21 protein-coding genes are annotated in these 22,446 nt (G+C 41.9%); 3 read left to right on the top strand and 18 right to left on the bottom strand.

The annotated features are described in order from the left end of the window. Positions 1–57 precede the first annotated feature (57 nt). The 6 genes from DS737_RS15375 to DS737_RS15400 form a co-directional block, all read right to left on the bottom strand. Positions 58–1,083, bottom strand: coding sequence for an enoyl-CoA hydratase/isomerase family protein (locus DS737_RS15375; protein ID WP_113997874.1), 1,026 nt, complete (start codon positions 1,081–1,083; stop codon positions 58–60). A 12-nt stretch (positions 1,084–1,095) separates the two neighbouring features. After that, entirely contained in the window at positions 1,096–1,869 is a 774-nt protein-coding gene (locus DS737_RS15380) for an enoyl-CoA hydratase (RefSeq protein ID WP_005085779.1), read from the bottom strand. 21 nt (positions 1,870–1,890) lie between these two features. Next, positions 1,891–3,018, bottom strand: coding sequence for an acyl-CoA dehydrogenase family protein (locus tag DS737_RS15385; protein ID WP_004956740.1), 1,128 nt, complete (start codon positions 3,016–3,018; stop codon positions 1,891–1,893). An 11-nt stretch (positions 3,019–3,029) separates the two neighbouring features. After that, entirely contained in the window at positions 3,030–4,679 is a 1,650-nt protein-coding gene (locus DS737_RS15390) for an AMP-binding protein (RefSeq protein WP_113997875.1), read from the bottom strand. Positions 4,680–4,761: 82 nt separating this feature from the next. After that, entirely contained in the window at positions 4,762–5,652 is an 891-nt protein-coding gene (mmsB, locus tag DS737_RS15395; RefSeq protein ID WP_113997876.1) for a 3-hydroxyisobutyrate dehydrogenase, read from the bottom strand. A gap of 13 nt (positions 5,653–5,665) precedes the next feature. Next, a complete protein-coding gene (locus tag DS737_RS15400; protein ID WP_113997877.1) occupies positions 5,666–7,183 on the bottom strand; it encodes a CoA-acylating methylmalonate-semialdehyde dehydrogenase in 1,518 nt (505 codons plus the stop codon). A 166-nt stretch (positions 7,184–7,349) separates the two neighbouring features. Between DS737_RS15400 and DS737_RS15405 the strand changes: the two genes are divergently transcribed. Beyond that, entirely contained in the window at positions 7,350–8,231 is an 882-nt protein-coding gene (locus DS737_RS15405) for a LysR family transcriptional regulator (protein ID WP_113997878.1), read from the top strand. A gap of 72 nt (positions 8,232–8,303) precedes the next feature. Here the strand turns inward: DS737_RS15405 and DS737_RS15410 are convergent, their stop codons facing one another. The 4 genes from DS737_RS15410 to DS737_RS15425 form a co-directional block, all read right to left on the bottom strand. Beyond that, positions 8,304–9,728, bottom strand: coding sequence for an amino acid permease (locus DS737_RS15410; protein WP_171057913.1), 1,425 nt, complete (start codon positions 9,726–9,728; stop codon positions 8,304–8,306). A gap of 200 nt (positions 9,729–9,928) precedes the next feature. After that, positions 9,929–10,288 carry a RidA family protein gene (locus DS737_RS15415; RefSeq protein ID WP_004637434.1) on the bottom strand — a complete coding sequence of 120 codons (360 nt, stop codon included), beginning with the start codon at positions 10,286–10,288 and terminating at the stop codon, positions 9,929–9,931. Next, positions 10,275–11,402 carry an alanine racemase gene (alr, locus tag DS737_RS15420; RefSeq protein WP_113997879.1) on the bottom strand — a complete coding sequence of 376 codons (1,128 nt, stop codon included), beginning with the start codon at positions 11,400–11,402 and terminating at the stop codon, positions 10,275–10,277. The genes DS737_RS15415 and alr overlap by 14 nt, the downstream gene beginning before the upstream one ends. 24 nt (positions 11,403–11,426) lie before the next feature. Further along, positions 11,427–12,683, bottom strand: coding sequence for a D-amino acid dehydrogenase (locus DS737_RS15425; RefSeq protein WP_113997880.1), 1,257 nt, complete (start codon positions 12,681–12,683; stop codon positions 11,427–11,429). A 137-nt stretch (positions 12,684–12,820) separates the two neighbouring features. Here DS737_RS15425 and DS737_RS15430 point away from each other — a divergent pair, with 137 nt between their 5' ends. Continuing rightward, a complete protein-coding gene (locus DS737_RS15430) occupies positions 12,821–13,288 on the top strand; it encodes an Lrp/AsnC ligand binding domain-containing protein (protein WP_004637431.1) in 468 nt (155 codons plus the stop codon). A 153-nt stretch (positions 13,289–13,441) separates the two neighbouring features. Next, positions 13,442–15,532 carry a TonB-dependent siderophore receptor gene (locus tag DS737_RS15435; RefSeq protein ID WP_113997881.1) on the top strand — a complete coding sequence of 697 codons (2,091 nt, stop codon included), beginning with the start codon at positions 13,442–13,444 and terminating at the stop codon, positions 15,530–15,532. Between the two features lie 47 nt (positions 15,533–15,579). On the opposite strand, the gene DS737_RS15440 is transcribed toward DS737_RS15435, so the two are convergent. The 8 genes from DS737_RS15440 to DS737_RS15475 all read right to left on the bottom strand — a co-directional run bounded on the left by DS737_RS15440 (position 15,580) and on the right by DS737_RS15475 (position 22,364). After that, positions 15,580–15,945, bottom strand: a complete 366-nt coding sequence (locus DS737_RS15440; RefSeq protein WP_004637429.1) for a ribonuclease E inhibitor RraB — start codon at positions 15,943–15,945, stop codon at positions 15,580–15,582. Between the two features lie 137 nt (positions 15,946–16,082). Beyond that, on the bottom strand, positions 16,083–16,568 hold the full coding sequence (locus DS737_RS15445) for a GNAT family N-acetyltransferase (protein WP_113997882.1): 486 nt from the start codon (positions 16,566–16,568) through the stop codon (positions 16,083–16,085). A gap of 22 nt (positions 16,569–16,590) precedes the next feature. Beyond that, positions 16,591–17,256, bottom strand: coding sequence for an RluA family pseudouridine synthase (locus tag DS737_RS15450; RefSeq protein WP_113997883.1), 666 nt, complete (start codon positions 17,254–17,256; stop codon positions 16,591–16,593). Positions 17,257–17,407: 151 nt separating this feature from the next. Beyond that, entirely contained in the window at positions 17,408–18,187 is a 780-nt protein-coding gene (locus tag DS737_RS15455; protein WP_113997884.1) for a 4-hydroxy-tetrahydrodipicolinate reductase, read from the bottom strand. Between the two features lie 748 nt (positions 18,188–18,935). Continuing rightward, positions 18,936–19,823 (bottom strand): DMT family transporter, encoded by an 888-nt coding sequence (locus tag DS737_RS15460; RefSeq protein WP_113997885.1) that lies wholly within the window; start codon positions 19,821–19,823, stop codon positions 18,936–18,938. Positions 19,824–19,994: 171 nt separating this feature from the next. Next, on the bottom strand, positions 19,995–20,951 hold the full coding sequence (locus DS737_RS15465) for a carbon-nitrogen hydrolase family protein (protein ID WP_113997886.1): 957 nt from the start codon (positions 20,949–20,951) through the stop codon (positions 19,995–19,997). A gap of 120 nt (positions 20,952–21,071) precedes the next feature. Continuing rightward, positions 21,072–21,215 carry a zinc ribbon-containing protein gene (locus DS737_RS15470; protein WP_113997887.1) on the bottom strand — a complete coding sequence of 48 codons (144 nt, stop codon included), beginning with the start codon at positions 21,213–21,215 and terminating at the stop codon, positions 21,072–21,074. A gap of 558 nt (positions 21,216–21,773) precedes the next feature. Continuing rightward, positions 21,774–22,364, bottom strand: coding sequence for a hypothetical protein (locus tag DS737_RS15475; protein ID WP_113997888.1), 591 nt, complete (start codon positions 22,362–22,364; stop codon positions 21,774–21,776). Positions 22,365–22,446: the final 82 nt, after the last annotated feature.

Consider the following 22,446-nt stretch of genomic DNA (forward strand, 5'->3'; position numbering starts at 1 on the left):
ATAAGCGTTTTAACGCTCTATATTTCAGTGAGCTTTTGTTATTTTTATCAGGTGAATTTAGCTCAGCTTTTCTAATATTTGCTCCAGTTCTGGATTGGCTTGTTTCCATTGTGGTTGTTTATCTTTATCGACAATCAGTGCACGCACACCTTCAATAAAGTCACCATGCTCAAACCAAATATCCTGTAGATCGCGCTCAAGTTGCATACACTGTTGCAAGGAAAGTCCACGACCTAAATATTGTAGTTTCAAGCTGGTTTGTTTCGCGCTGAATGAACGCTGTTGCAAAATGTTGAGCATCTTGTCCGCCCATGCTTTTAAATGCTCATCTTGTTCATTTGCAAGACTCTGCTCAATCTCATCTAAATGTTGGAAACCAAAATGTTTACGAATCGCTTCAGCCAATTGCTTTAATTCACTTTCAACAGGACGAGTAATAAATTGAGCAATAACGTGTTCAATTTCTTCTTTCGTTAAGCTAGACGTCTCAACCAATGCATCTTGCAAAGCTTGAAGCTTTTCGCTCGGTACATGGTAGTCAATCAAATCTAGATAGAGTGCATCACTACTACTGATTTGCTCGCCCGTGATCGCCATATATACGCCAATATCATCCAAGCGAGATAGGAAATGAGTTGCACCCACATCTGGAAAAAAACCAATCGCTGTTTCAGGCATGGCAAAGCGTGATTTTTCACTACTCACAATAATGTGGCAGGCTTGCGCTAAGCCAAAACCACCACCAAGCACATAACCATCGAGCAGAACGATGACAGGTTTTTGGTACTCACGTATGGTGGTGAGCATCTTATATTCGGCACTAAAATAACCCTGATGATCTGTCGTGCCCAGTTTATAACTGTCATACAGATAGCGAATATCGCCTCCTGCACAAAAGGCTTTCGGGCTATTCGATTTGATTAAAATCGCTTGGATAGCAGCATCATCTCGCCAAAGCTCAAGTTGGGCTCGAATCCCCTCAATCATCTCTAGTGATAATGCATTCAGATGTGTCACTCGATCTAAGGTGATCATGCCTAGACCACCTTGTTGCTCAATCATTAAGTGATTTTCTTTGTTCATTTTATTGATCTCTTATTGATTTTTAAAATTTGCCTGCCGCTTTTCTACAAATGCTTGCATGCCTTCTTTTTGGTCCGCAGTGGCAAAAATAGAATGGAACATGCGTCGTTCAAATCGTAATCCTTCGGTCAAATTGACTTCGAAAGCTCGATTAATGGTTTCTTTCAGCATCATGTTTGCGGTCAGAGAACGTGTCGCAATTTGTTCAGCGGCTTGTAGGGTTTGTTCGAGTAGGTCTTCTTTGTTGAATACACGTGCAACCAAACCACTTAACTCAGCTTCTACTGCACCCATTTGTCGTGCGGTGAGGCACATTTCCATCGCTTTGGCTTTACCAATGGCATGAGTTAAACGTTGTGTTCCACCAATTCCCGGAATTACGCCCAAAGTCACTTCAGGTAAGCCGAACTTGGCATTATCAGCGCAGTAGATAAAGTCACACATCAGTGCCAATTCACAACCACCACCCAAAGCATAGCCACTCACCGCAGCAATCAAAGGTTTACGGCGTTGGGCAATACGATCAGCAAGATGGAAAAAATCATCAAAATAAATATCAGGAAAATTCAGCTGCGCCATTTCCTTAATATCCGCGCCTGCTGCAAAAGCTTTTTCCGAACCTGCCAACACAATACAACCAATCTCACGATCCTTTTCCAGTTGGTCGAGAGCTTGATTCACTTCACTGATCAATTCACTGTTTAGCGCATTTAAAGCTTTAGGACGATTGAGGGTAATTAACCCAACACCATTACGCTTTTCTAATAAAATAGTTTGCCACTGCATCATTCAATCCTTGTTTGAGTTTTATAGACTACGTGCGATCACTAAACGTTGAATATCGCTAGTACCTTCATAAATCTGACAAATTCGTGCATCACGATAAATTCGCTCGATTGGAAAATCTTTCAGATAGCCATAACCACCAAAGACCTGTAACGCGCTGGAACAGACACGCTCAGACATTTCAGAAGCAAATAATTTCGCCATCGATGCTTCATTCAAACAAGGCTGACCCGCTTCTTTGAGACGTGCAGCATAATGAACTAGTTGTCGTGCAGCTTCGATCTCTGTTGCCATACTGGCTAGACGGAAGGCAATCGCTTGATGCTCGAAAATTGGTTTACCAAATGTCAGACGTTCTTTAGCATAGTGCGTGGCTTCTTCTAAGGCTGCACGCGCCAAACCTACTGCTTGTGCTGCAATCCCGATACGGCCACCTTCTAAATTGGCAAGTGCAATTTTCAGACCCTCACCCTCTTTACCCAACATCAAACTTTTATGCACACGCACATCGGTCAAAGCAATCTGACAGGTATCTGAAGCATGTAAACCTAATTTCTCTTCGACACGAATGACCTCATACCCCGGTGTATCACGTGGCACAAGAAAGGCACTAATACCCTTTTTACCTGCGCTTGGGTCAGTCACGGCAAAGACGATAATCACCCCTGCATTATGACCAGAAGTAATAAACTGCTTTGCACCATTTAGAATGTAATCGTCACCGTCTTTAACCGCGCGGGTTTTGATGGCTGCTGCATCTGAACCCGTATGGGGTTCGGTTAAAGCAAATGCGCCAATCATTTCGCCTTGAGCTAAGGGCTTTAAAAATCGTTCTTTTTGCTCGTCATTACCAAATTTTAAAATCGGTACACAACCTACCGAGTTATGCACGCTCATAATGGTTGAGGTTGCACCATCCGCCGCTGCAACTTCTTCGAGTGCCAGTACATAAGCCAAATTGCCCGTATCTGACCCACCCCATTGCTCTGGGACTAGCATCCCCATAAAACCAAGCTGCCCCATCTGGGCTAACGCAGCTTTGGGAAAGGTGCCATCTCGATCCCAATCACTGGCATTCGGTTTAATTTGTTCTTGGGCGAAGCTTTTCGCCATATCACGAATTAACAATTGTTCTTCGGTAAATTGCATCGTTATTTCCCTTACCCTGCTTTTGCTTGTTGTTTCGCAATTTCCTGATTACGCAATAAAAAACGTTGGATTTTACCACTCGGCGTCTTCGGTAACTCGGTGACAAACTCAATCAAACGCGGATATGCATGCGCAGAAAGACGTTTTTTCACAAATTGGCTTAATTCTTCTGCCAAAGCAACTGTAGACTGTACACCTGCCGCTAAAATCACAAAGGCTTTAACCAGTTCGGTACGATCTGGATCAGGCACACCAATCACTGCGGCTTCAATTACCGCATCATGTTCAAGCAAAGCACTTTCAACATCAAATGGACCGATGCGATAACCAGATGTGGTGATCACATCATCGCTACGCCCTACAAAACTCATACTGCCATCACTATGTAACTCAGCGGTATCGCCTGTTAAGTAATAATTGCCAACAAAAGGTGATTTACGGCTTTCTTTATAACCACCAAACCACATCATTGGCGACTGGCTGATATCCACCGCTAAAATTCCGGCGGTGTCTGGCGGAAGCTCTTCGCCTTGCTCATTGACCACGGCAACCCGATAACCCGGACTTGGAAAACCTGCCGCACCTGCACGTATTTCATGGCTTAAACCGTGATGGTTACAGACCACCATACCCACTTCAGTTTGTCCGTAATGATCGTAAATCGGCGCATCTAAAACTTGTTTGAACCAGCGAATCACTTCTGGATTCAGTGGCTCACCTGCACTACTGACCACACGAAACTGACCTTTTAACGGCGCCATTTGTGCTGGATCAGCAGCCATCATCATACGATAAGCCGTTGGTGCACCTGCCAAATTGGTAATTTGATAATCGTTGACGATTTGACACAAACTATCCGTACTGAATCCACCCTCGTAGAACAAAGTCGCATGTCCCAAGAATAACGGCCCCGTAATCGCATAGTACAAACCATAGGCCCAACCCGGATCAGCAATATTCCAAAAAGCATCATCTTCAGTTAAGCCAATTGCATCTTGCATATAGCGACCAAATGCAATCAAGGCTTTTAGTGGAACTTCGAGCGGTTTTGCAGGTCCAGTGGTCCCTGAGGTAAACATCAATAAGAACGGATCGTGCAAATTGCGCATGACTAATTCACATTGATCAGACTGCTGATTCAACTCCTGCCAAAAATTAAAATCGCTGGCTTTGAGCACTGAACCTTCTGTATCAGCAACGGTCACGATAGCTGGACATTGTTCAACTTCATCGAGCTTGCTGCGATTGCCCACATCCGTGACGACTAACTTGCTTTGTGCAAGTTGAATACGATGCTCAATCGCTTTCGGCCCAAAAGCAGTAAACAGCGGTTGGTATACGGCTCCAATTCGCCATGCGGCTAAAATCGTCACGATCAGTTCAGGCGTTCGTGGTAATAAACCCGAAATACGATCACCTGCCTGTACACCTTGTGATTTTAGAAAATTAGCAAATTGACTGGACCACTGTTTGAATTGCGCAAAGGTATATTGTTCTTTACGCCCATCTTTGCCTTGCCAGTACAAAGCAACTTTTTCACCATCTACATGTCGGTCACAACACTCAAAGCATGCATTGAGTGCATCCAACGAACCTGACAACATGTGTTGAGCCGTATTTTCAAAATCAAATGCGTTTGCCACATCTTTATAATTCAACATCTCTATTCCCTCAGTCTGGATTTGTAGTTATTTACGACAGAGTTGCATTTATTGGTATACAAGCCATCCAATGGCTTGATGTTTAAACTTGGTCTGGTAGGTATTGCTGGATAATGCTGGAGAAATCCAAATGCGCATTTCCACGCATACACATCTGCTGATACATCTGCTGTACCATGCCACCTAACAAAATAGGCTGTTTGACCTGACCTGCTGCTTCGACTGCCAGACCTAAATCTTTCAGCATCAGTTGTGTCGCAAAACCATTTTGATAGCCACGTGAAGCAGGTGCATTTTCATTGATATGTGGCCATGGATTACAAATCTCTGAACTCCAGCAACGACCACTTGAGGTGTTCACAACACCTGCCAATGCTTGTGGGTCGATCCCCAATTTGGCACCCAATGCCATGCCCTCTGCCACAGCAGCCATCGAGATTCCAAGAATTAAGTTATTGCAAATCTTGGCAATTTGTCCTGCGCCAACCTCGCCACAATGAATAACATTCTTGCCCATGTGGCTGAGCACAGGTTTGACTTCCTCAAAGGTCTGATCATTGGCACCCACCATAAAAGTGAGAGTACCTGCTTGCGCGCCAATAGTGCCACCCGACACAGGCGCATCACAGATGTGAATATTTTTAGTTTGTGCAAGCGCAGCGATATCTTTGATGGTCTGTGGATCAATGGTACTGCTATCAATACACAATGCCCCTGCCTTCAAGACTTCCAGCACGCCCTCCTCACCGAGGTAAACCTCTTTGACATGCTTGGCTGCTGGTAACATGGTGATCACCACATCTGCTTGTTGGGCTACTGCTTGTGGACTGTCGCAGACCACGCCACCTGCTTCAGCAAAGTGCTGATTCGCCACTTCGCTGAGGTCATAACCATAGACTGTAAGTCCTGCTTTGAGCAGGTTATGGGCCATTCTGCCACCCATATTTCCGAGACCGATAAAGGCGATATTCATCCCTGATTCCCCCTTAACGTAAACTAATGGTGGTATTTACACCGCCAACTTCATGACTATCTTCAAACCAACGAGTGGTAATGGTTTTGGTCTGCGTATAGAACTGTACCGCTTGCTTACCATAAGGGCCTAAATCACCCAGTTTTGAACCACGCGAACCTGTAAAGCTAAAGAATGGCACTGGCACAGGAATTGGAATGTTAATCCCCACTTGACCAATATCAATTAAGTTTTGGAAGTTACGTGCTGTCGCACCACTTTGAGTAAAGAGTCCAACACCATTACCAAATGGATTGGCATTGATCAGCTCAATCGCTTCTTCCAGAGTATCAACAGAAATAATTGCCAATACAGGGCCAAAGATTTCTTCTTTATAGATGCGCATGTCTGTGGTCACGCCATTAAAAATGGTCGCTCCGACAAAGTTACCTGACTCATAACCTTTAACTTGCACATCACGACCATCGAGTAACAGCTCTGCACCTTGCTCGACACCGCTATTAATCAAATCAATCACACGTGCTTTGGCACGTTGAGAAATCACAGGTCCGATATCTGTATTCGGCTCATGTCCTGCATTAACTTTCAAAGTTTTGGCTTTTTCAACAAGCTCTTGAACCCATTGTTTGCTTTCACCCACCATCACAGCAACTGAGAGTGCCATACAGCGTTGCCCTGCTGCACCAAAAGCCGCACCGACCAAAGCATTGAGGGTTTGTTCTTTGTTGGCATCAGGCATCACCACCACATGGTTTTTCGCACCCATCATTGACTGCACACGTTTGCCATGTTGCCCTGCGAGGTTATACACATGCGTACCCACCGCAGTTGAACCAACAAAGGAAATCGCTTTGATGTGGTGATGTGTACACAGACGATCGACTACTTCCTTACCACCATGTACCACGTTCAGCACGCCAGCAGGTACACCTGCTTGAATCGCAAGTTCGACCAACATCATCGTGGTTAATGGGTCTTGTTCAGAGGGTTTAAGTACAAAGGTATTGCCACAGACGATCGCCATCGGGAACATCCACAATGGAATCATGGCAGGGAAATTAAATGGGGTAATACCCGCACAAACACCCAATGGTTGTTGCAAAGTATAGGTATCCACACCACGTGCCACACCTTCGATGTACTCGCCCATTTGCAAAGTACCGACAGAACAGGCGTGTTCAACCACTTCTAAGCCACGTTGGATATCGCCTTCTGCATCTGCCAAGGTTTTACCTTGCTCAGCGGTCAGTACTTTCGCGATCTCTTTCATATTGGCACGAATCAAATCTTGCAACCTCAGCATGATGCGCATACGAGCCTGAATTGGGGTTTGACGCCAAGTGGCAAAAGCATCTTGTGCAGCTTGAATCGCTGCATCCACTTCCTGAACCGTTGCAAAAGGCACACGACCAATCACTTCCTGCGTCGCAGGATTGACAATATCTTGCCATTGCTGTGTTTCAGATTCGATGAATTGTCCGTTAATGAGTAATTTAGCGGTTTCCAATTCGATTTTTTGGATTGTATTCATAACCTCTCCATAGGCCCTATTTTTATTGTGTGCAGATGTTTGAAAATAGCGATTCGTCGTATTTTCTTTTTTTAACCTTTGGTTGAGACTAGCAAACAAATCTTTGACCACCAACGCAAATTAATGCACGATTAGTGTGCAAATATGCACAAGGGACACAATAACAATGAAAGTGGATTGGGATCATCTACAATTCTTTCTGGTTCTGGCGCGAACCAAAACCTTAACCAGTGCGGCACGCATCATTGGCGTCGAGCACAGTACGGTTGCTCGACGAATTCAAGCATTGGAGCTGGCTCTAGGAACCACCTTATTCAAACGAGAAGCCTCTGGCTATGAACTGACTTTTGAAGGGTTGGCACTCGTTCCTCAGGTAGAGCAAATGGAACAAGCCTTTCTTCAGATTGAAAAACCACATCAACCCTTGCAAGGTCGTGTGCGAATTGGCACACCTGAAGGCTTTGGTACAGCATTTCTTGCACGACTGCTGGCGGAGTTTTCGATTCGATATCCTCTGCTCACCATTGACCTGATTCCTGTGCCGAAAATGATTAAGCTTTCGCATCGTGAAGCCGATATTGTGGTCTCGATTGAACGTCCCACATCTGGTCCTTATATCATCACGCGCTTGTCAGATTATTGTTTAAAAATTTACGGCAGTAAAAGTTATCTAGCCAACACGCCCCCCATTCGTCGTTTAGAAGATTTAACCCAACATCGTTTTGTCAATTATATTGATGATTTGGTCTATAGCCCTGAGCTGTATTGTCTAGAACGCTTACCCTTAAAACTCACTGCAAATTTTCGCAGTAGTAGCATTTTGGCACAGCAGATTGCGGTCAGTGCTGGCGCTGGGCTAGCCATATTACCCAAGTTTCTAGCAGATGATAAACCTGAGCTTGAAACCGTTTTAGCTGAACAAGTTCGTTTTAACCATACCTTTTGGATGCTGACATTCGTTGATTTACAACATGAACCACGGATTAAACTGGTTTGGGATTACTTACGCAAACAAGCCGATCAATATCAACACTTGCTCATTGATTAACGATTCGAATGACAGATATAAAAAGAGCCAGTCTCGTAGACTAGCTCTCAAAATGTAGGACTTGAGACTGTTTTATACCAGTTCTCGTTGAAGTTTCCGTAACCGTGGTTTGTACACCAACTGATATGTTGCAGCTAGAATCAACAACCAAAATGGACTGACATACAATGCTTTCAAGGTATCAGGTTCAAGTGCCAAGATCACCAAGGCAAATAGCAAGAAGAGAATCACCAGATAGGACATCCAAACGCCACCCGGCATTTTAAAATTCGACTGCACATGTAATTCAGGGCGTAATTTACGGTAGCGGATATAGCACACCATAATCAGGCTCCATACACTGATGAATAAAATCACGCACAGAGCACTCGCCAAGGTAAATGCTTCCAGTGTATTCGGTACGAAATACTGGAGTACTGCACCCCCCATAATAAAAACGCAGGAAAAAAACAGTCCATTGGCAGGTACCGCTTTCTTCGATAAACGTCCCAATGCCGCAGGTGCTTGACCATCTTTAGATAAACCAAACAACATTCGGCTGGTCGAAAATACGCCACTGTTCATGGATGACATCACCGACGAGAGCACCACCAAATTCATAATAATTGCAGAAGTAACAATCCCTGCATTCAGGAATAATTCCACGAATGGGCTTTTATCAGCACGGATACTATCCCACGGCGTAACAGCCATCACCACCAATAAGGCCAAAACATAGAACAAAATGATTCGAATCGGAATGGCATTAATGGCTTTTGGAAGATTTTTATGCGGATCTTTGGTTTCAGCTGCTGTGGTTCCCACTAACTCTACTCCGACAAAGGCAAAAACCGCAATTTGGAAACCGGCCAAGAAGCCATCCAAGCCTTTAGGAAACATGCCGCCATGCGACCAAACATTACTTAATGATGCTACCGCACCTTCAGGCGCTTGGAAGTGACTAAAAATCATATAGCCACCGACGCCGATCAAGGCAATGATCGCTAAAATTTTAATCAAGGCAAACCAAAACTCAATCTCACCAAATAAACGTACCGTCAACAAATTAAGTCCCAGCACAAACAGCACACAACCCGCACTAATCAATGCTTGTCCCATCGGCGTAAATGACACACCTTCAGGTAACCAGAAACCAAGATAATTAATGACTGCGGCCAAATCCGCAATTCCGACCAGTACCCAGCCCAGCCAATAGGTCCAGCCAATATAGTAGCCTGCCCATGGCCCGATCAAATCATGCGCCATATCCACAAAAGATTTATACTGTAAATTGGCAAGCAACAACTCACCCAGTGCCCGCATCAAAAAGAAAAACATGGTCCCGATGATCATGTAAATAAACAGAATCGAAGGGCCTGCCAAGGAAATGGTTTTGCCTGACCCCATAAACAAGCCTGTTCCAATCGCACCACCAATGGCGATCAGTTGTAAATGGCGATTGGAAAGTTTGCGTTGTAAATCATTTGGCGCGTGTTGATCATTTGGATGCTGTTGCATAACCGTCATAAAAAAGTTCCCTTTTTCTTATTCGTATATGCGCCAGCCTTTTTATTTTGTTGCGAAAATTCGCTCTCTTTTAAAATGGCGGACGCATATTGATTGCAAGAAAATACGCATCTACTGCTGTTTTATCTACAACAAATACGTTACTTTTCACCTTTTTTTATATTATTTAAGCAAAACGATCTCTGTTTGCTTTATTTTTGTGCTGCAATCACTGCAATCTCAATCAGCCAATTTGGATTGACCAAATCTGCTTGAATCGTGGCACGAGAAGGTGCAACACAACCTTTTAACCAATCGACATAGATCGCATTGACTGTCGGAAAATCTGAGAGATCTTTTAGAAAAAGTTGAACCGACAATAGACGTGATTTATCGGTATTTGCCGAATCGAGAAGCTGCTCAATCGTTGCGAGAATATCTCGAGTCTGCCCTTCAATATCGAGGTCTGGATTTTTAGGCACTTGTCCTGATAAATACACCACTTTGTTAAAAACAGTGACTGCACTCATCACTTCGGTGCTATTGATTTTCTGAATATCAGAATGAGACATGATGATTTCCTTCGTCTTGATTGATAAATTTGACACGTGCGGTCACCCCACACATCAGTTCATAACCGACGGTGCCTGAGGCTGCTGCAACATCATCAATGGGTAAAATACTTCCTGTTTTTGAGGTCCCCCAAAGCACAACTTCGCTACCAATTTCAGCATTCGGTACAGGTGTTAAATCCACTGCCAACATATCCATACTGACTCGTCCAATGGTTCGGGTACGAATTCCATTGACCAGTATCGGGGTTCCTGTAGGAGAGATGCGTTGATAACCATCGGCATAACCACAAGCGACGATGCCGACGCTCATGGCATGTTCAGCGACAAAACTTGAGCCATACCCCACACTTTCATTGGTTTTTAGCTGCTGGATTGCGATCAGTTCACTACGCAAACTCATGGTTGGCGCAAGTCCCCAATCTTGGATACTGTGCTGAGGGAAATCAGGCGAGCTGCCATACAGCATGATACCGCCACGGACATAATCGGAATGCAGTTGTGTTGGATATCTGAGGATGGCGGCGCTATTACTGACCGATCTTTCACCGGGTAAATCTTGAATATGCGTCTCAAATTCTGCCAGTTGATAGTCCACGCCCGCTTGACCAAAGCGCTGCCCATCCGCATCGGAGAAATGCATCATATGGGTGATTTTCGCGACATTGTTAAGACGCTGAAGATATCGCCACACTTGGCGATATTGTTGTGGCTTGAACCCTAAACGATTCATACCACTGTTCATTTTAAGAAAAATATCAAACTGAGCTGGATAAATATGTTGTTGTAACCACTCCAGCTGATGTTCACTATGCACCGTGAAACTGAGTTGGTATTGAGCACAATCAAATAAATCTTGGGGTGAAAAAATCCCTTCCAGTAACAGAATTGGACCTCTCCAACCCAATGCACGCAAACGTTTGGCTTCCTCAATATCGAGTAAGGCGAAGCCATCCGCTATTTTAAAGGCATCATAGACGCGTTCGATTCCATGCCCATAGGCATTGGCTTTGACCACCGCAAACACCTTGCTATTTGGGACAGTCGTTCTCAATAGTTCAAGATTTTGGCGTAAAGCCTGCGTATGAATGATCGCAGTAATTGGACGAGGCATAATCAACTTCCTTGTAACTTAAAATTATGCCGCGTGTGAATAACGCTGGATCGATAAACCGTCGGTACTAATCTCGGTACGATGATTCATCACTAGATCGCTGATTAATTTGCCTGAACCACATGCCATGGTCCAACCTAAAGTACCATGACCTGTATTTAAAAACAGATTCTTATATTTAGTTGCGCCAATAATCGGTGTACTGTCTGGTGTCATTGGACGTAAACCTGTCCAGAAGGAAGCTTGTTGTAAATCACCACCTGGGAATAAATCTTGGGTCACCATTTCCAAAGTTGCACGACGATCATCATTTAAGCCCAAGTTAAAGCCGCTTAATTCCGCCATACCACCCACACGGATACGTTGGTCAAAACGCGTAATCGCAACTTTATACGTTTCATCCAAAACCGTTGATTGTGGTGCAAATTTTGGCTCAACAATTGGAATCGTCAATGAATAACCTTTGACAGGATAAACAGGAAGATTCAATTGCAATGGCTTTAAGAAATCACGCGAATAACTACCAAAGGCAAGCACGAAACGATCAGCTGTTAAAACCACACCATTGACCAGCACACCTTTGATTTCATCACCTTCAACAATCAATTGCTCAACATTTTGATCGAATTTAAATTCGACACCTAAATCTTGCGCCACTTTTGCCAAAGCATTGGTAAATAAATAACAGTCGCCTGTTTCATCATTTGGCAAATGCAATCCACCCACCAATTTATCAGAGTGTGCCAGTGCAGGTTCAACGCTGCCGAGTTCTTCTGCATTCAATAAATTAAAATCGACACCACATTCTTTCAGGACTTGGATATCACGCTGCACCGCTTCAAGTTGTGCATCATTACGAAACACCTGCAAAGTGCCTTTAGAACGATTCTCGTAGTTGATACCCGTTTCAGTTCTCAGTTGGCGTAAACAATCGCGGCTATATTCAGCCACACGCATCATGCGCTCTTTGTTGACTGCATAACTTTGTGGATTACAGTTTTTCAGCATTTGTGCCATCCACTGTAACTGCCACATACTGCCATCGATATTAATGGCAAGCGGTGCATGATGTTGAAACATCCATTTCACGGCTTTAAATGGAATACCTGGTGCGGCCCATGGGGTTGAGTAACCTGGCGAGATTTGCCCTGCATTACCAAAGCTGGTTTCTTTTGCTGGACCAGACTGACGATCAAGCACAGTCACTTGGGCACCTTGTTGCGCAAGATAGTAAGCACTTGCTACACCAATCACACCACTTCCTAAAACGATAACGCGCATAATAGGTCCCTCTCGCCCACTAGTTTATTTAACTAGTATATTTTTGCTTCAATAGTTTTTTTGACTGTTTTTATGGGTATAATCTAGGTAATTTAATCAATTTGTCGCGAAAAAATTAAAATAAAAGGAAATAATCTATGCGTAAATTAGACCGTATTGATCGCTTGATTTTAGATATATTGCAACGCGAAGGACGGATTGCAATTAGTGAGTTAGCTTCGCGTGTCAATCTGTCTACCACGCCTTGCTCAGAACGCGTCAAACGTTTGGAACGTGAAGGTATTATTATGGGCTACTATGCTCGACTCAATCCCGCTCATGTCGAGCGTAGCTTATTGGTATTTTTAGAAATTAAACTCTCTGCAAAATCAGGCGATGTATTTGATCAAGTCGCACGCGATTTAGTTGATATTCCAGAAGTGCTTGAGTGCCATCTCATCTCTGGTGAATTTGACTATCTAGTGAAAGCACGACTCAAAGAAATGAGTGCCTATCGCCGACTATTAGGTGATTTATTAAAAAAACTACCTGCTTCAGCATCCTCACATAGCTATGTGGTCATGGAAGAGGTCAAGGAAAGTTTCTATTTGGATGTAAGCAAGTAAAGCCCACACCCCAATCCATAAAATACGTACGGCGTTCATTAACTGCAACCGCTGACGTATTTTTTTCTAAGAACGCATAAAAAAAGATTCAAAATTCAATGTAATGTTATACTATTACATAATTATTTTTTGTCTTTCTTTGGTTGATGATTTATGCAACGCACACTTGGATTTTGGTCTTGTTTGGGGTTTAGTTTTTTCTCAACAATCACATGGGCTGAAGATCGTACCACAGTACTTGAAACCATTCGTATTCAAGCAGATACAACACAACAAGATCTTCAGCAGAATAGTAGCGGAACCAAATTCTCCCACGATGTCCTCGACATCCCCTTTAACCGTTCATTTATTTCTCAACAGGTGATCGAACAACAAGATGTGCAACGCATAGATGATGCCTTAACCTTGGTTAGCGGCGTCTTCCATCAAAATAATTACGGTGGTGGGTTTTGGGATAATTACTCCTTTCGAGGTTTTAGTAGTGATCCAAATCTGGGGGCTGCAACCATTCGCAATGGTTTAAGTGTCAATCGCGGGGTAAGTGCACCGAAAGATATGGTCAATATCGAATCATTGGATTTCCTCAAAGGACCGATGGCTGCACTCTACGGTCGTGGAGAAACAGGTGGATTACTCAATATCAACAGTAAAAAGCCTGAATGGGAAAGCCAAAGCCAGATCAACCTTCGCGCCAATAGCCAAGAACAATATCGCATTAGCCTTGAACATACGGCACCAATCAATGATGTGCTTGCTTATCGTTTTGCCGTCGCCCATGAAGACAATCAAAGTTTTCGTGATCATGTTAGTAGTGAACGTTGGTTCTTTTCACCCCAGCTCACCTGGAAAATCTCAGACCAGACCCAACTCGATTTTGACAGCGAATTTACCCAACATTTAGGTACATTTGATCGCGGAGTAAGTACTGTTCAGAAACAGTTTGTGATGAATCCTAAAACCTTCACAGGTGAGCCACGGGATGGTGACATGCGCGTCAAAGATCATTTTTATCAATTGCGTTTAAGCCATGAATTTAATGATGCATGGAAACTCAACAGCGCAATCAGTTATAAAGATGCGCAAATGGTCGGTTTCTCGACTGAACCCCGCCGTATGCAAACCGATGGACGTACTTTGGAGCGCCAACGGCGCTATCGTGATTATCAAAGCGAAGATGTACTGGCGCAAACCGAATTACTCGGAAAATTAGACACGCCATGGGCACGTCATGAAGTCGTGGTTTCTACAGAATTAGGACAATTGGATTACCGCCAATATCAATTACGTCGTAATCATAGTGCGGATCACCCAAATACCATTGATATTTATCAGCCTCATTATGGACAATCTCTACCGAATCTCGCGAGCTTTACCAATACCGATGAGCGACAACGCTATTTCGCCATTAATCTACAAGATCAGATGTTCTTTGATGATCAATGGAGCATCTTGGTCGGTACTCGCTTTGATCGAGTCGAACAAAACTTTGAAAATCACCTGAAACAAACTCAGCACAAGCAAAACCTTAACCAAGCCAGCCCACGCCTTGGTGTCAATTTCAAAGCATCAGACCACTGGTCATTCTATAGTAACTATGGTCGTTCATTTGCGATGAACAGTGGTATGGATCGCAATGGCGAGAACTTTGCCCCAGAAAAAGGTCAAAGCTATGAAATTGGAAGTAAATATCGAATCAATGACCACAGCCTGCTGAGTGTTGCCTTATTTAAAATGCAAAAGCAGAACGTGCTGACCACAGATCCAATCGACAATGGTTTTCAAACGGCTGCAGGTGAAGTCAGCAGCCAAGGTGTTGAGCTGGACTTCAACAGCCAATTCACAGATCGCTGGTCACTCAATGCCAATTATAGCTATACCGATGCCAAGATCGAGAAAGACCAAGATTTGGTCAAAGGCGCGCGCTTGAGCAATATTCCTAAACACCAAGGTTCAATCAGTACCAACTATGAGTTTTTACAACAAGGTGCAGTGAAAGCAGGTGTCGGTGCCAACCTAAGCTATGTCGGTGAGCGTAGTGGTCATAATCTGGATAATGGGTTTAATTTACCGAGTTATACCTTGGTAAATTTAAATGCCTATTACGCCCCATCAGATCGTCAGCGTTATCAGTTCAACCTGAACAATCTGTTTGATAAGACCTATTATGTTTCGAGTTATAGTGATGTATGGGTTCAACCGGGTGAACCTTTGAATGCCTCAGTATCGGTACAATTCAAGTTTTAATCGATATGGCTCAGCCCACTGAGGGCTGAGTCACATTTTATCCATGTTTATTCATCTTCATCATAGATATAGCTCATACAACCCCACCCATCGTACTCACCTGAAAATTCTTGTGCGATACGCACCATCCACTCTTCTAGATCAGCAATATCTTCATATTCCAGCATCATATTGACGTGTACATTTAACACCCACATATCGGAACCATCTGAATGTAGCTCTTCTTGATAGAGGGAGATTTTTTGTTCTTGGTGTAAAAGATGCAGGGCACATTTTTCAACCTGTTCTTGTTTTTCAAACACGATTGAAAATTCAACCTCATGCGGCTCACTTAAGTCATTCCCATCTTCAACCATTTGCCACAGTACATTGCCATTATCATCATCTGGAAATTGGTCATAATCGCGTGTCATAAGAATATCCTTTGTTATGTTGTCTAGTTAATATTTGGTTTAATATTTGGCTATAGAGTAACCTATTTTTATGTCAGTTTTTAGACGCATCAATATAATAATTGTAGCGAACGCCCCGGCTAAATGATCCCCATAAATTAGTTTGTCTGAAGATCATATTCGATTGACAGCACCACTTGATCCAAGCATCGAATACCGTTTTCAAAAATAAGTTCGGGATAGTTTTGAAAGACATTGCGCTCGATATGGGACATACGAAAACCACATTTTTGATACAGCGCCAATTGATCAAGGCTAGAGTTGCCCGTTTTTATCCATAAAGTGTGAATGCTAGACTGCTGCAAAGCACCAACCACATACAAAATCAAGGCCTTGGCTAAACCTTGTCCCTGCTGACTTGGATCAACTGCAATATTTTTTATTTCGGCTTGATCTGCATTTTGAATCAAACAAAGCTGAGCAATAATTTGATCTTGCTCATTTATCATCACAAAAATATCTGCCTGCAACAGATAAGTCGAGATCACAACCCAATCAGGATCTGCTGCAAACAAAAGTGACTTAAGCTGTGCTTGTTGCAGCTCTGCCAACTCAAGCCAAGTACGACGTTGGACTGGATACATGATTGCTCCTTTCTGCGGAAGCTTAAAACCTTACCTCGGTATGAATTTCTATGTTTTGCTGATGAAAAGGATGTTGAAAAGCCAGATACGCCGCATGGAGTGCCATTCGTTTCAAATGAAATTTGGCAGGTTCGGGATGATACAATTTATCCCCCATAATCGGGTGTCCAATATGCATCATATGAACGCGTAGCTGATGTGAGCGTCCTGTCACTGGCTCTAAACGAACGCGGCTCTGATCCGTTTCTGCATCGTAATGCAACGATTGGTATAGGGTCTTCGCTGGTTTGCCCAATTCAAAATGAACCATCTGACGTGGGCGATTCTCCCAATCGGTAATCAGTGGCACCTCGACACTGCCCTCAGCTTGAATCTTTCCCTGTACCAATGCCTCATAATATTTTTTGACTGTCCGTGCCTGAAACATTTTGCTGACTGCCACTTCCGCATCACGATGTTTGGCAAACATCAATAAACCTGATGTTGCCATATCCAAACGATGCGTCACTTTGGCAGATGGATATTTGTCTAAAACACGTAAATAAGCACTATCTTGATGCTCTGGTAAGCGCCCCATAACCGACAACAAACCCGCTGGTTTATTCACCACAACCAAATCATCATCTTCATAGAGGATTTCTAATGGTTGCTGCGGTGGTGTGTAAATAAAATTGTCGTTTAGCGCCATGTAGATCAAAATAGTCAAAGAGAAAATCAGCGCAAATCATAAAGAAATTTAGGCAATACCGCAAAAGCATTTCTTCTACCAAATAAGCAAAGATCTGGTTGAGGTTTCACGTGAAACCACAGCTTATTCAACTGAATTTAAATTGATTTAATTAGGTCAAAACCTGTAATTCAGGCTGATCATCCAATTTGAAAAAAGGCAATAACAATGCCTCCATATTATAAAACCCTTTCGGTTTATCTTTTAGATTTTCAATAGCAAATAAAATACCGTTGCCAAAAGCTTCACGAGTGATGGATTCATGTTTGAGTCGCACCGTTTGGAATGGAAAACCAAATAAAATTTCATGCACTCCCACAATCCCACCTGCACGTACTGATTTAATGCTGTCTTCAGGCAGATCAAGTTCTCTTGTGATGACTTTGGCTGTACCTGAAACCTCAGGTTTTGCCTTAAAATGCTCTTCAATCACATCAATATCGGTCTCTGGTGCAATATTTTTCAAAATCTTTGCTGCAAGAATGACAAAATTGATCCCAAGAGTAATATTAGGTGAATGTAAGACACAAGTTTGAGTTGCAAGCTGTTTTAATTGTTGAATTCGCTGCTCAGGATATTGAGACACCGCACTGATAATCGTGATACCGCGTTTCGCCGCTTCCTCAGCATAGTAATCCAAGCCATTTTCTGAGGAAAAATCAACAATAATATCAACTGGATAACGATCTAAAAGTGCAACTATAGAATATTCATCTTTTGAAAAAATATGGCTAGGTTCATCGGATTCTATTCCCAAGAAATCAGCAACCGACTGCTGTTCCAACTGTTTTGATTGACGGATAACCCATTGTAAATTGGTCTTTTTCGACTCTAATAATACTGATGCAACTGCACGGCCTGTTTTACCAAAGCCAATAATACCCACTTTCATTTGAATTGTCCTTTCATGCATTTGAGGGCTTCCCAACATCCCCCAATCGAGATTTATCAGATACCAAGATTCATCTCATAAATTGTGTAAATACCCTCCAAAACACCAAAGTCAGGCTCAAACTAGCAACTCAGTTTGACACTGTCAATCAAGTAAAGCATGTTAAAAATGAATCTATATAATATAACTATTTGAAAATAATAAACTTATTAAAGTGTCACATTATATGTAGCCAATAGAAGTTTTGTATAATCAATGATTTATATTGAACAAAGATGAAGAAATTAGAATGAAGGGAGGCTCAGTTTTTAGTTTTTAGTTTTTAGTTTTTAGTTTTTAGTTTTTAGTTTTTAGTTTTTAGTTTTTAGTTTCAGAATTTTGAGGGTATCAAGGGAAAACATGTTGTTTACTTCAACACCTATGACTTTGTAAGCCATAACCTTTGCCTATAAACTTTTGATCTATAGCGTCCTAAGCCGAATCGAGACCTTTTGGGTTCGTACACACTTGCTTTGTAAGCATCGGTGCATGCTACTCTTTTCGATCCCTTTCACACCCTTGAGACATAGTTTAGGCAGATCGATGTGGGATTGTTTTGCTAAAAACCAAAAGATTTTTTATGTTTTTAGAAACAATTTCTGATCAATGCTTAAATATTGGAAATATTTCCCATAGCCAGTAAAAATATGAGATTTATATTCCGATATATTCAAATTTACATGTGTATTTTTTCATTTAGGCACGAAAATTATGCCCAAATCACCATAATTGCGGCTACGATCACCAGCCATAAACCCAAATGGTCTGTTCTTGCTAATTTTTCTTTAAAGAAAAATGCTGAGATCAGTAAGCTAAATAAAATCTCAATCTGACCGAGCGTTTTCACAATCGCAACGCTTTGCATACTCATTGCACTAAACCAACCCAATGAAGCAAGGAAACTGCAAACACTGACCTTAAAGGTGAGCCCCAATCGTTGCCACATTTTATATAGGGTTTGACGGCTAAAAATCCCGAGATATATCAACATAATGATGCATTGAAAGCTGATCAAGCTACAAAGTACCCACGCTGCGCGATGGAGAAATGGCAACATACCGAGTTCTAAACTGGCTTCACGGACTAACAATGAAGTAATCGCAAAACATAAACCACTGCCTAAGCCAATCATGAGTGTTTTGATTGAAAGTTCGGTGTGTTGCCGTCCTTTACTCATTAAAAATACTGCCACTGCACCAATCGAAACGCCTACCCATCCCCATGCAGTTAAATGCTCTTGTAAGAACAACACACCAACCAATGCCGCTAAGATTGCTTCACTTTTGGCAAGTCCGACCCCAATGGCATAGTTCTTTTGTTGAAATAATTTGACCATTAAAGCGGTTGCATAGATTTGGCTCACCCCAGCAATCACCACATAGAACCAAAATTTATGGGTGAAGCTGACTTCGCTCGTCACAGGTTGTTGGTTATAGAGAAAAGCCAAATAACTAAAGGCAAAAATCGGTGCAAATAGAAATCTTGCCAGTGTCGTGCCATAAACATCGACTGTAGTACTGAGTTGTTTTTGAAATGCGTTGCGCCATGCCTGCATAAATGCAGCCATCAAGGTAAATAAAATCCAAGTAAAAGTCATAACGGCGAATGCACAGTCAAAATATGCATGTAATTTACTCGTTTCATTGTAATTTTTCGAGCGTTAGTTTAGAAAAATCACCTTGATTTATACGGTTTTAATTGCTTGTTTTTAAGTGAAAGATCACTGAAAGTACAGCATTACTAAAAATCAAAAATAGCAGGCTGATACTTAGTTTTGCCATGGAAACTTTTTAAAACGATGACGGAGTCGATACATTAAGCCACCATGAAAGTTGCCGACATGCCATGCTAATTTTGAAGTCATCGTCATGTCTGGAATCCAATAAGCAGATTGTAAAGGCTCGACAGGTTTAGGTTCAGCCAATTCAATTTCTGCGGCGATATAGCCCTCACCATCCGCTAAACTCATACGCGCCAATACATTTCCAGCAGCATCACAAATTTGCGTTTCGCCCACCATTTCAGTTAACCATTTGACATAAGGTAACATCGGCATATCACTCAAGATTTCTCCTACATGAGCGGCATGCGCTACGGGAATACCTGTTAAGCGTGCCATTTGCGCAGGTAGCGCTTCACTTTGTTGTTTGTAAATTTCATGTTCACGACGCATCCATGTACCCAACAATCCATACCAATTGATCGGCATCGAATACCAACACATTCCACCTAAAATCAACTGTGCATGTTGTTCTCGAACACGTTTGGCTGTACGGGACCTTGCCCACTCCCAACCTGATAGCAATGCAACCTTACAGTTCAAGCTACTTGAATCTACAATTCCATCATCCGAACCACCGCGATAGAAATTTTGCTCCCATGCAGTTGGAATATCTTTGTCATGCAGATGATAATCTCCATTCCGCTCCACCATGACATAAGTACCATAGGTATGCCCGTCACGAATTGCCACAAAGCCACCTGTGATCACCACATTCAATTGCTTGGCTAAACGAATTAAAAGCTGTAAGGGCTGACCCTGTAATGGTTGTGGTGTCAGCAAAGCTTGTGGTGAATAGACATTTGGAGAAGTCATCGACTCAGGAAGTACGATCACATCAGGCGTATGCTCTTGATATGCCGCTAAAATCAATTGTTCGAGTTTTTTTAAATTTGCTTCAACCTGTCCTAACTGCAATGCAGGCTGAATCGCCACAAGTTTCATGAGAACCTTTTTTGTCGTATATAGCTATGTTGTTATTTCATATTTTACAGTAATAAAAAAGCCCTATCGAGTGATAGGGCTTTCTTCAAAACAGTGGGTAACTGTTTGGTATTTTGCGGCTTAGGCATTCTTACTGTTAAATTGATTGCCAAGGCATTTGGTACACGGAGGTAAACGATCAGTACCAATTTCTAAATAGGTGCGCTGTCCGCATTGAACACAAAAATAGAAGCCTGTTCCAGGTTTTTCGCCAGCAGTTACCATCTTTGTTCTCCATAGATTTTAGAAATGGTACATATACTATAGCGTGATAGTTTTGATTATTTATTGACCTTCCTGACAACTGGTAGTGGCAGAAAGGTTAAGGATGTAATTTGTTGTTCTATTACATAATTTTCTACGTTTAATTCCTCTATTTATAAAAATTCTTTTGCATTGTTTTTCACTATCACTCAATTATTTGCTCTTACATGTGTAGCGAACCATAAATCATTAGTCACAATAATTTGCCTCTTTGCTGATAAATTTTTGCAAATTTATGTGTAATAGTATGCTGTATTTTCATCTAACTCCACAATTTGAATCACGGATACAATAGTTTTGTTGTCGGCATCAAAATGACTTTTCGATGATTTAATATATACATATTATTTGATGGTTTTTGAGCTAAAGGCCATTTTTGATAATTAAAAAGATATTTATTGCATCTAAGATTATGCTTAAAAAATCTGCTATTTATCTCAAAGCTAATAATTAAAATTTAATTCTAAATGGGTATTGCGCATCCTACAATCCAGACGAAAAATGCACCACAAAATTCAATCACTCTCTTAGATTCAACTGTACTATAGCAACTCTTTTAAATGTTGATGATAATCTACGTAATCGGACCCAAATTAAAACTGAAATAATAGTCAATATTAGACATAGAATTGATACATATGTTCTTAATGGAGTCTGTAAATAAATAGCAGACATTATCGCTCCAATAAATGAGTTAAGTACCATGCCTCGTGCTATCCTGTCACGACTAACGTAAGCCTCCATTGTTCTAACAAGGTCCCCTTTAGAGTACGAAAGAATTTCTGCACTTCGCTCATAGGCATCTTCTTTTGGAGTTCCAAAAATCATTTTAATAAGCCAAGCTAGTCCTTTATGTATAGAGTTTACTATTTTATTATCTAGTAATTTCTTATATAACTGCTTTAATCGTCTAATTAAAAAAGATGAGACAACATCTACGTATATACCAAAGATATAAGCTATAGGAAAATATATAACGGCAAAAACCTCTTTATATTCTTTAATCTCTGTTAAAGGTAATGGAATGTAAGCATTAATCACCAGTACTATCCAAATAGAGGCGACTATTCCAGAAATTAAATATTCAACCAATGCTGCAGCAAATTGCATTTTCATCTCTCAACTTGTTTAACAAGTCTAATTATAAAGTTGTATCATGTCCTCAAACATGACAATATTTGGATGGAATATC

Origin of the sequence: Acinetobacter haemolyticus, assembly GCF_003323815.1 — a bacterium.
Lineage (GTDB): Bacteria > Pseudomonadota > Gammaproteobacteria > Pseudomonadales > Moraxellaceae > Acinetobacter > Acinetobacter haemolyticus.

Excerpts from the sequence above, each read along its gene's own strand:
- DS737_RS15375 (WP_113997874.1), bottom strand. The coding sequence starts at position 1,083 with ATGAACAAAGAAAATCACTTAATGATTGAGCAACAAGGTGGTCTAGGC.
- DS737_RS15380 (WP_005085779.1), bottom strand. The coding sequence starts at position 1,869 with ATGCAGTGGCAAACTATTTTATTAGAAAAGCGTAATGGTGTTGGGTTA.
- DS737_RS15385 (WP_004956740.1), bottom strand. The coding sequence starts at position 3,018 with ATGCAATTTACCGAAGAACAATTGTTAATTCGTGATATGGCGAAAAGC.
- DS737_RS15390 (WP_113997875.1), bottom strand. The coding sequence starts at position 4,679 with ATGTTGAATTATAAAGATGTGGCAAACGCATTTGATTTTGAAAATACG.
- mmsB (WP_113997876.1), bottom strand. The coding sequence starts at position 5,652 with ATGAATATCGCCTTTATCGGTCTCGGAAATATGGGTGGCAGAATGGCC.
- DS737_RS15400 (WP_113997877.1), bottom strand. The coding sequence starts at position 7,183 with ATGAATACAATCCAAAAAATCGAATTGGAAACCGCTAAATTACTCATT.
- DS737_RS15405 (WP_113997878.1), top strand. The coding sequence starts at position 7,350 with ATGAAAGTGGATTGGGATCATCTACAATTCTTTCTGGTTCTGGCGCGA.
- DS737_RS15410 (WP_171057913.1), bottom strand. The coding sequence starts at position 9,728 with ATGCAACAGCATCCAAATGATCAACACGCGCCAAATGATTTACAACGC.
- DS737_RS15415 (WP_004637434.1), bottom strand. The coding sequence starts at position 10,288 with ATGTCTCATTCTGATATTCAGAAAATCAATAGCACCGAAGTGATGAGT.
- alr (WP_113997879.1), bottom strand. The coding sequence starts at position 11,402 with ATGCCTCGTCCAATTACTGCGATCATTCATACGCAGGCTTTACGCCAA.
- DS737_RS15425 (WP_113997880.1), bottom strand. The coding sequence starts at position 12,683 with ATGCGCGTTATCGTTTTAGGAAGTGGTGTGATTGGTGTAGCAAGTGCT.
- DS737_RS15430 (WP_004637431.1), top strand. The coding sequence starts at position 12,821 with ATGCGTAAATTAGACCGTATTGATCGCTTGATTTTAGATATATTGCAA.
- DS737_RS15435 (WP_113997881.1), top strand. The coding sequence starts at position 13,442 with ATGCAACGCACACTTGGATTTTGGTCTTGTTTGGGGTTTAGTTTTTTC.
- DS737_RS15440 (WP_004637429.1), bottom strand. The coding sequence starts at position 15,945 with ATGACACGCGATTATGACCAATTTCCAGATGATGATAATGGCAATGTA.
- DS737_RS15445 (WP_113997882.1), bottom strand. The coding sequence starts at position 16,568 with ATGTATCCAGTCCAACGTCGTACTTGGCTTGAGTTGGCAGAGCTGCAA.
- DS737_RS15450 (WP_113997883.1), bottom strand. The coding sequence starts at position 17,256 with ATGGCGCTAAACGACAATTTTATTTACACACCACCGCAGCAACCATTA.
- DS737_RS15455 (WP_113997884.1), bottom strand. The coding sequence starts at position 18,187 with ATGAAAGTGGGTATTATTGGCTTTGGTAAAACAGGCCGTGCAGTTGCA.
- DS737_RS15460 (WP_113997885.1), bottom strand. The coding sequence starts at position 19,823 with ATGACTTTTACTTGGATTTTATTTACCTTGATGGCTGCATTTATGCAG.
- DS737_RS15465 (WP_113997886.1), bottom strand. The coding sequence starts at position 20,951 with ATGAAACTTGTGGCGATTCAGCCTGCATTGCAGTTAGGACAGGTTGAA.
- DS737_RS15470 (WP_113997887.1), bottom strand. The coding sequence starts at position 21,215 with ATGGTAACTGCTGGCGAAAAACCTGGAACAGGCTTCTATTTTTGTGTT.
- DS737_RS15475 (WP_113997888.1), bottom strand. The coding sequence starts at position 22,364 with ATGCAATTTGCTGCAGCATTGGTTGAATATTTAATTTCTGGAATAGTC.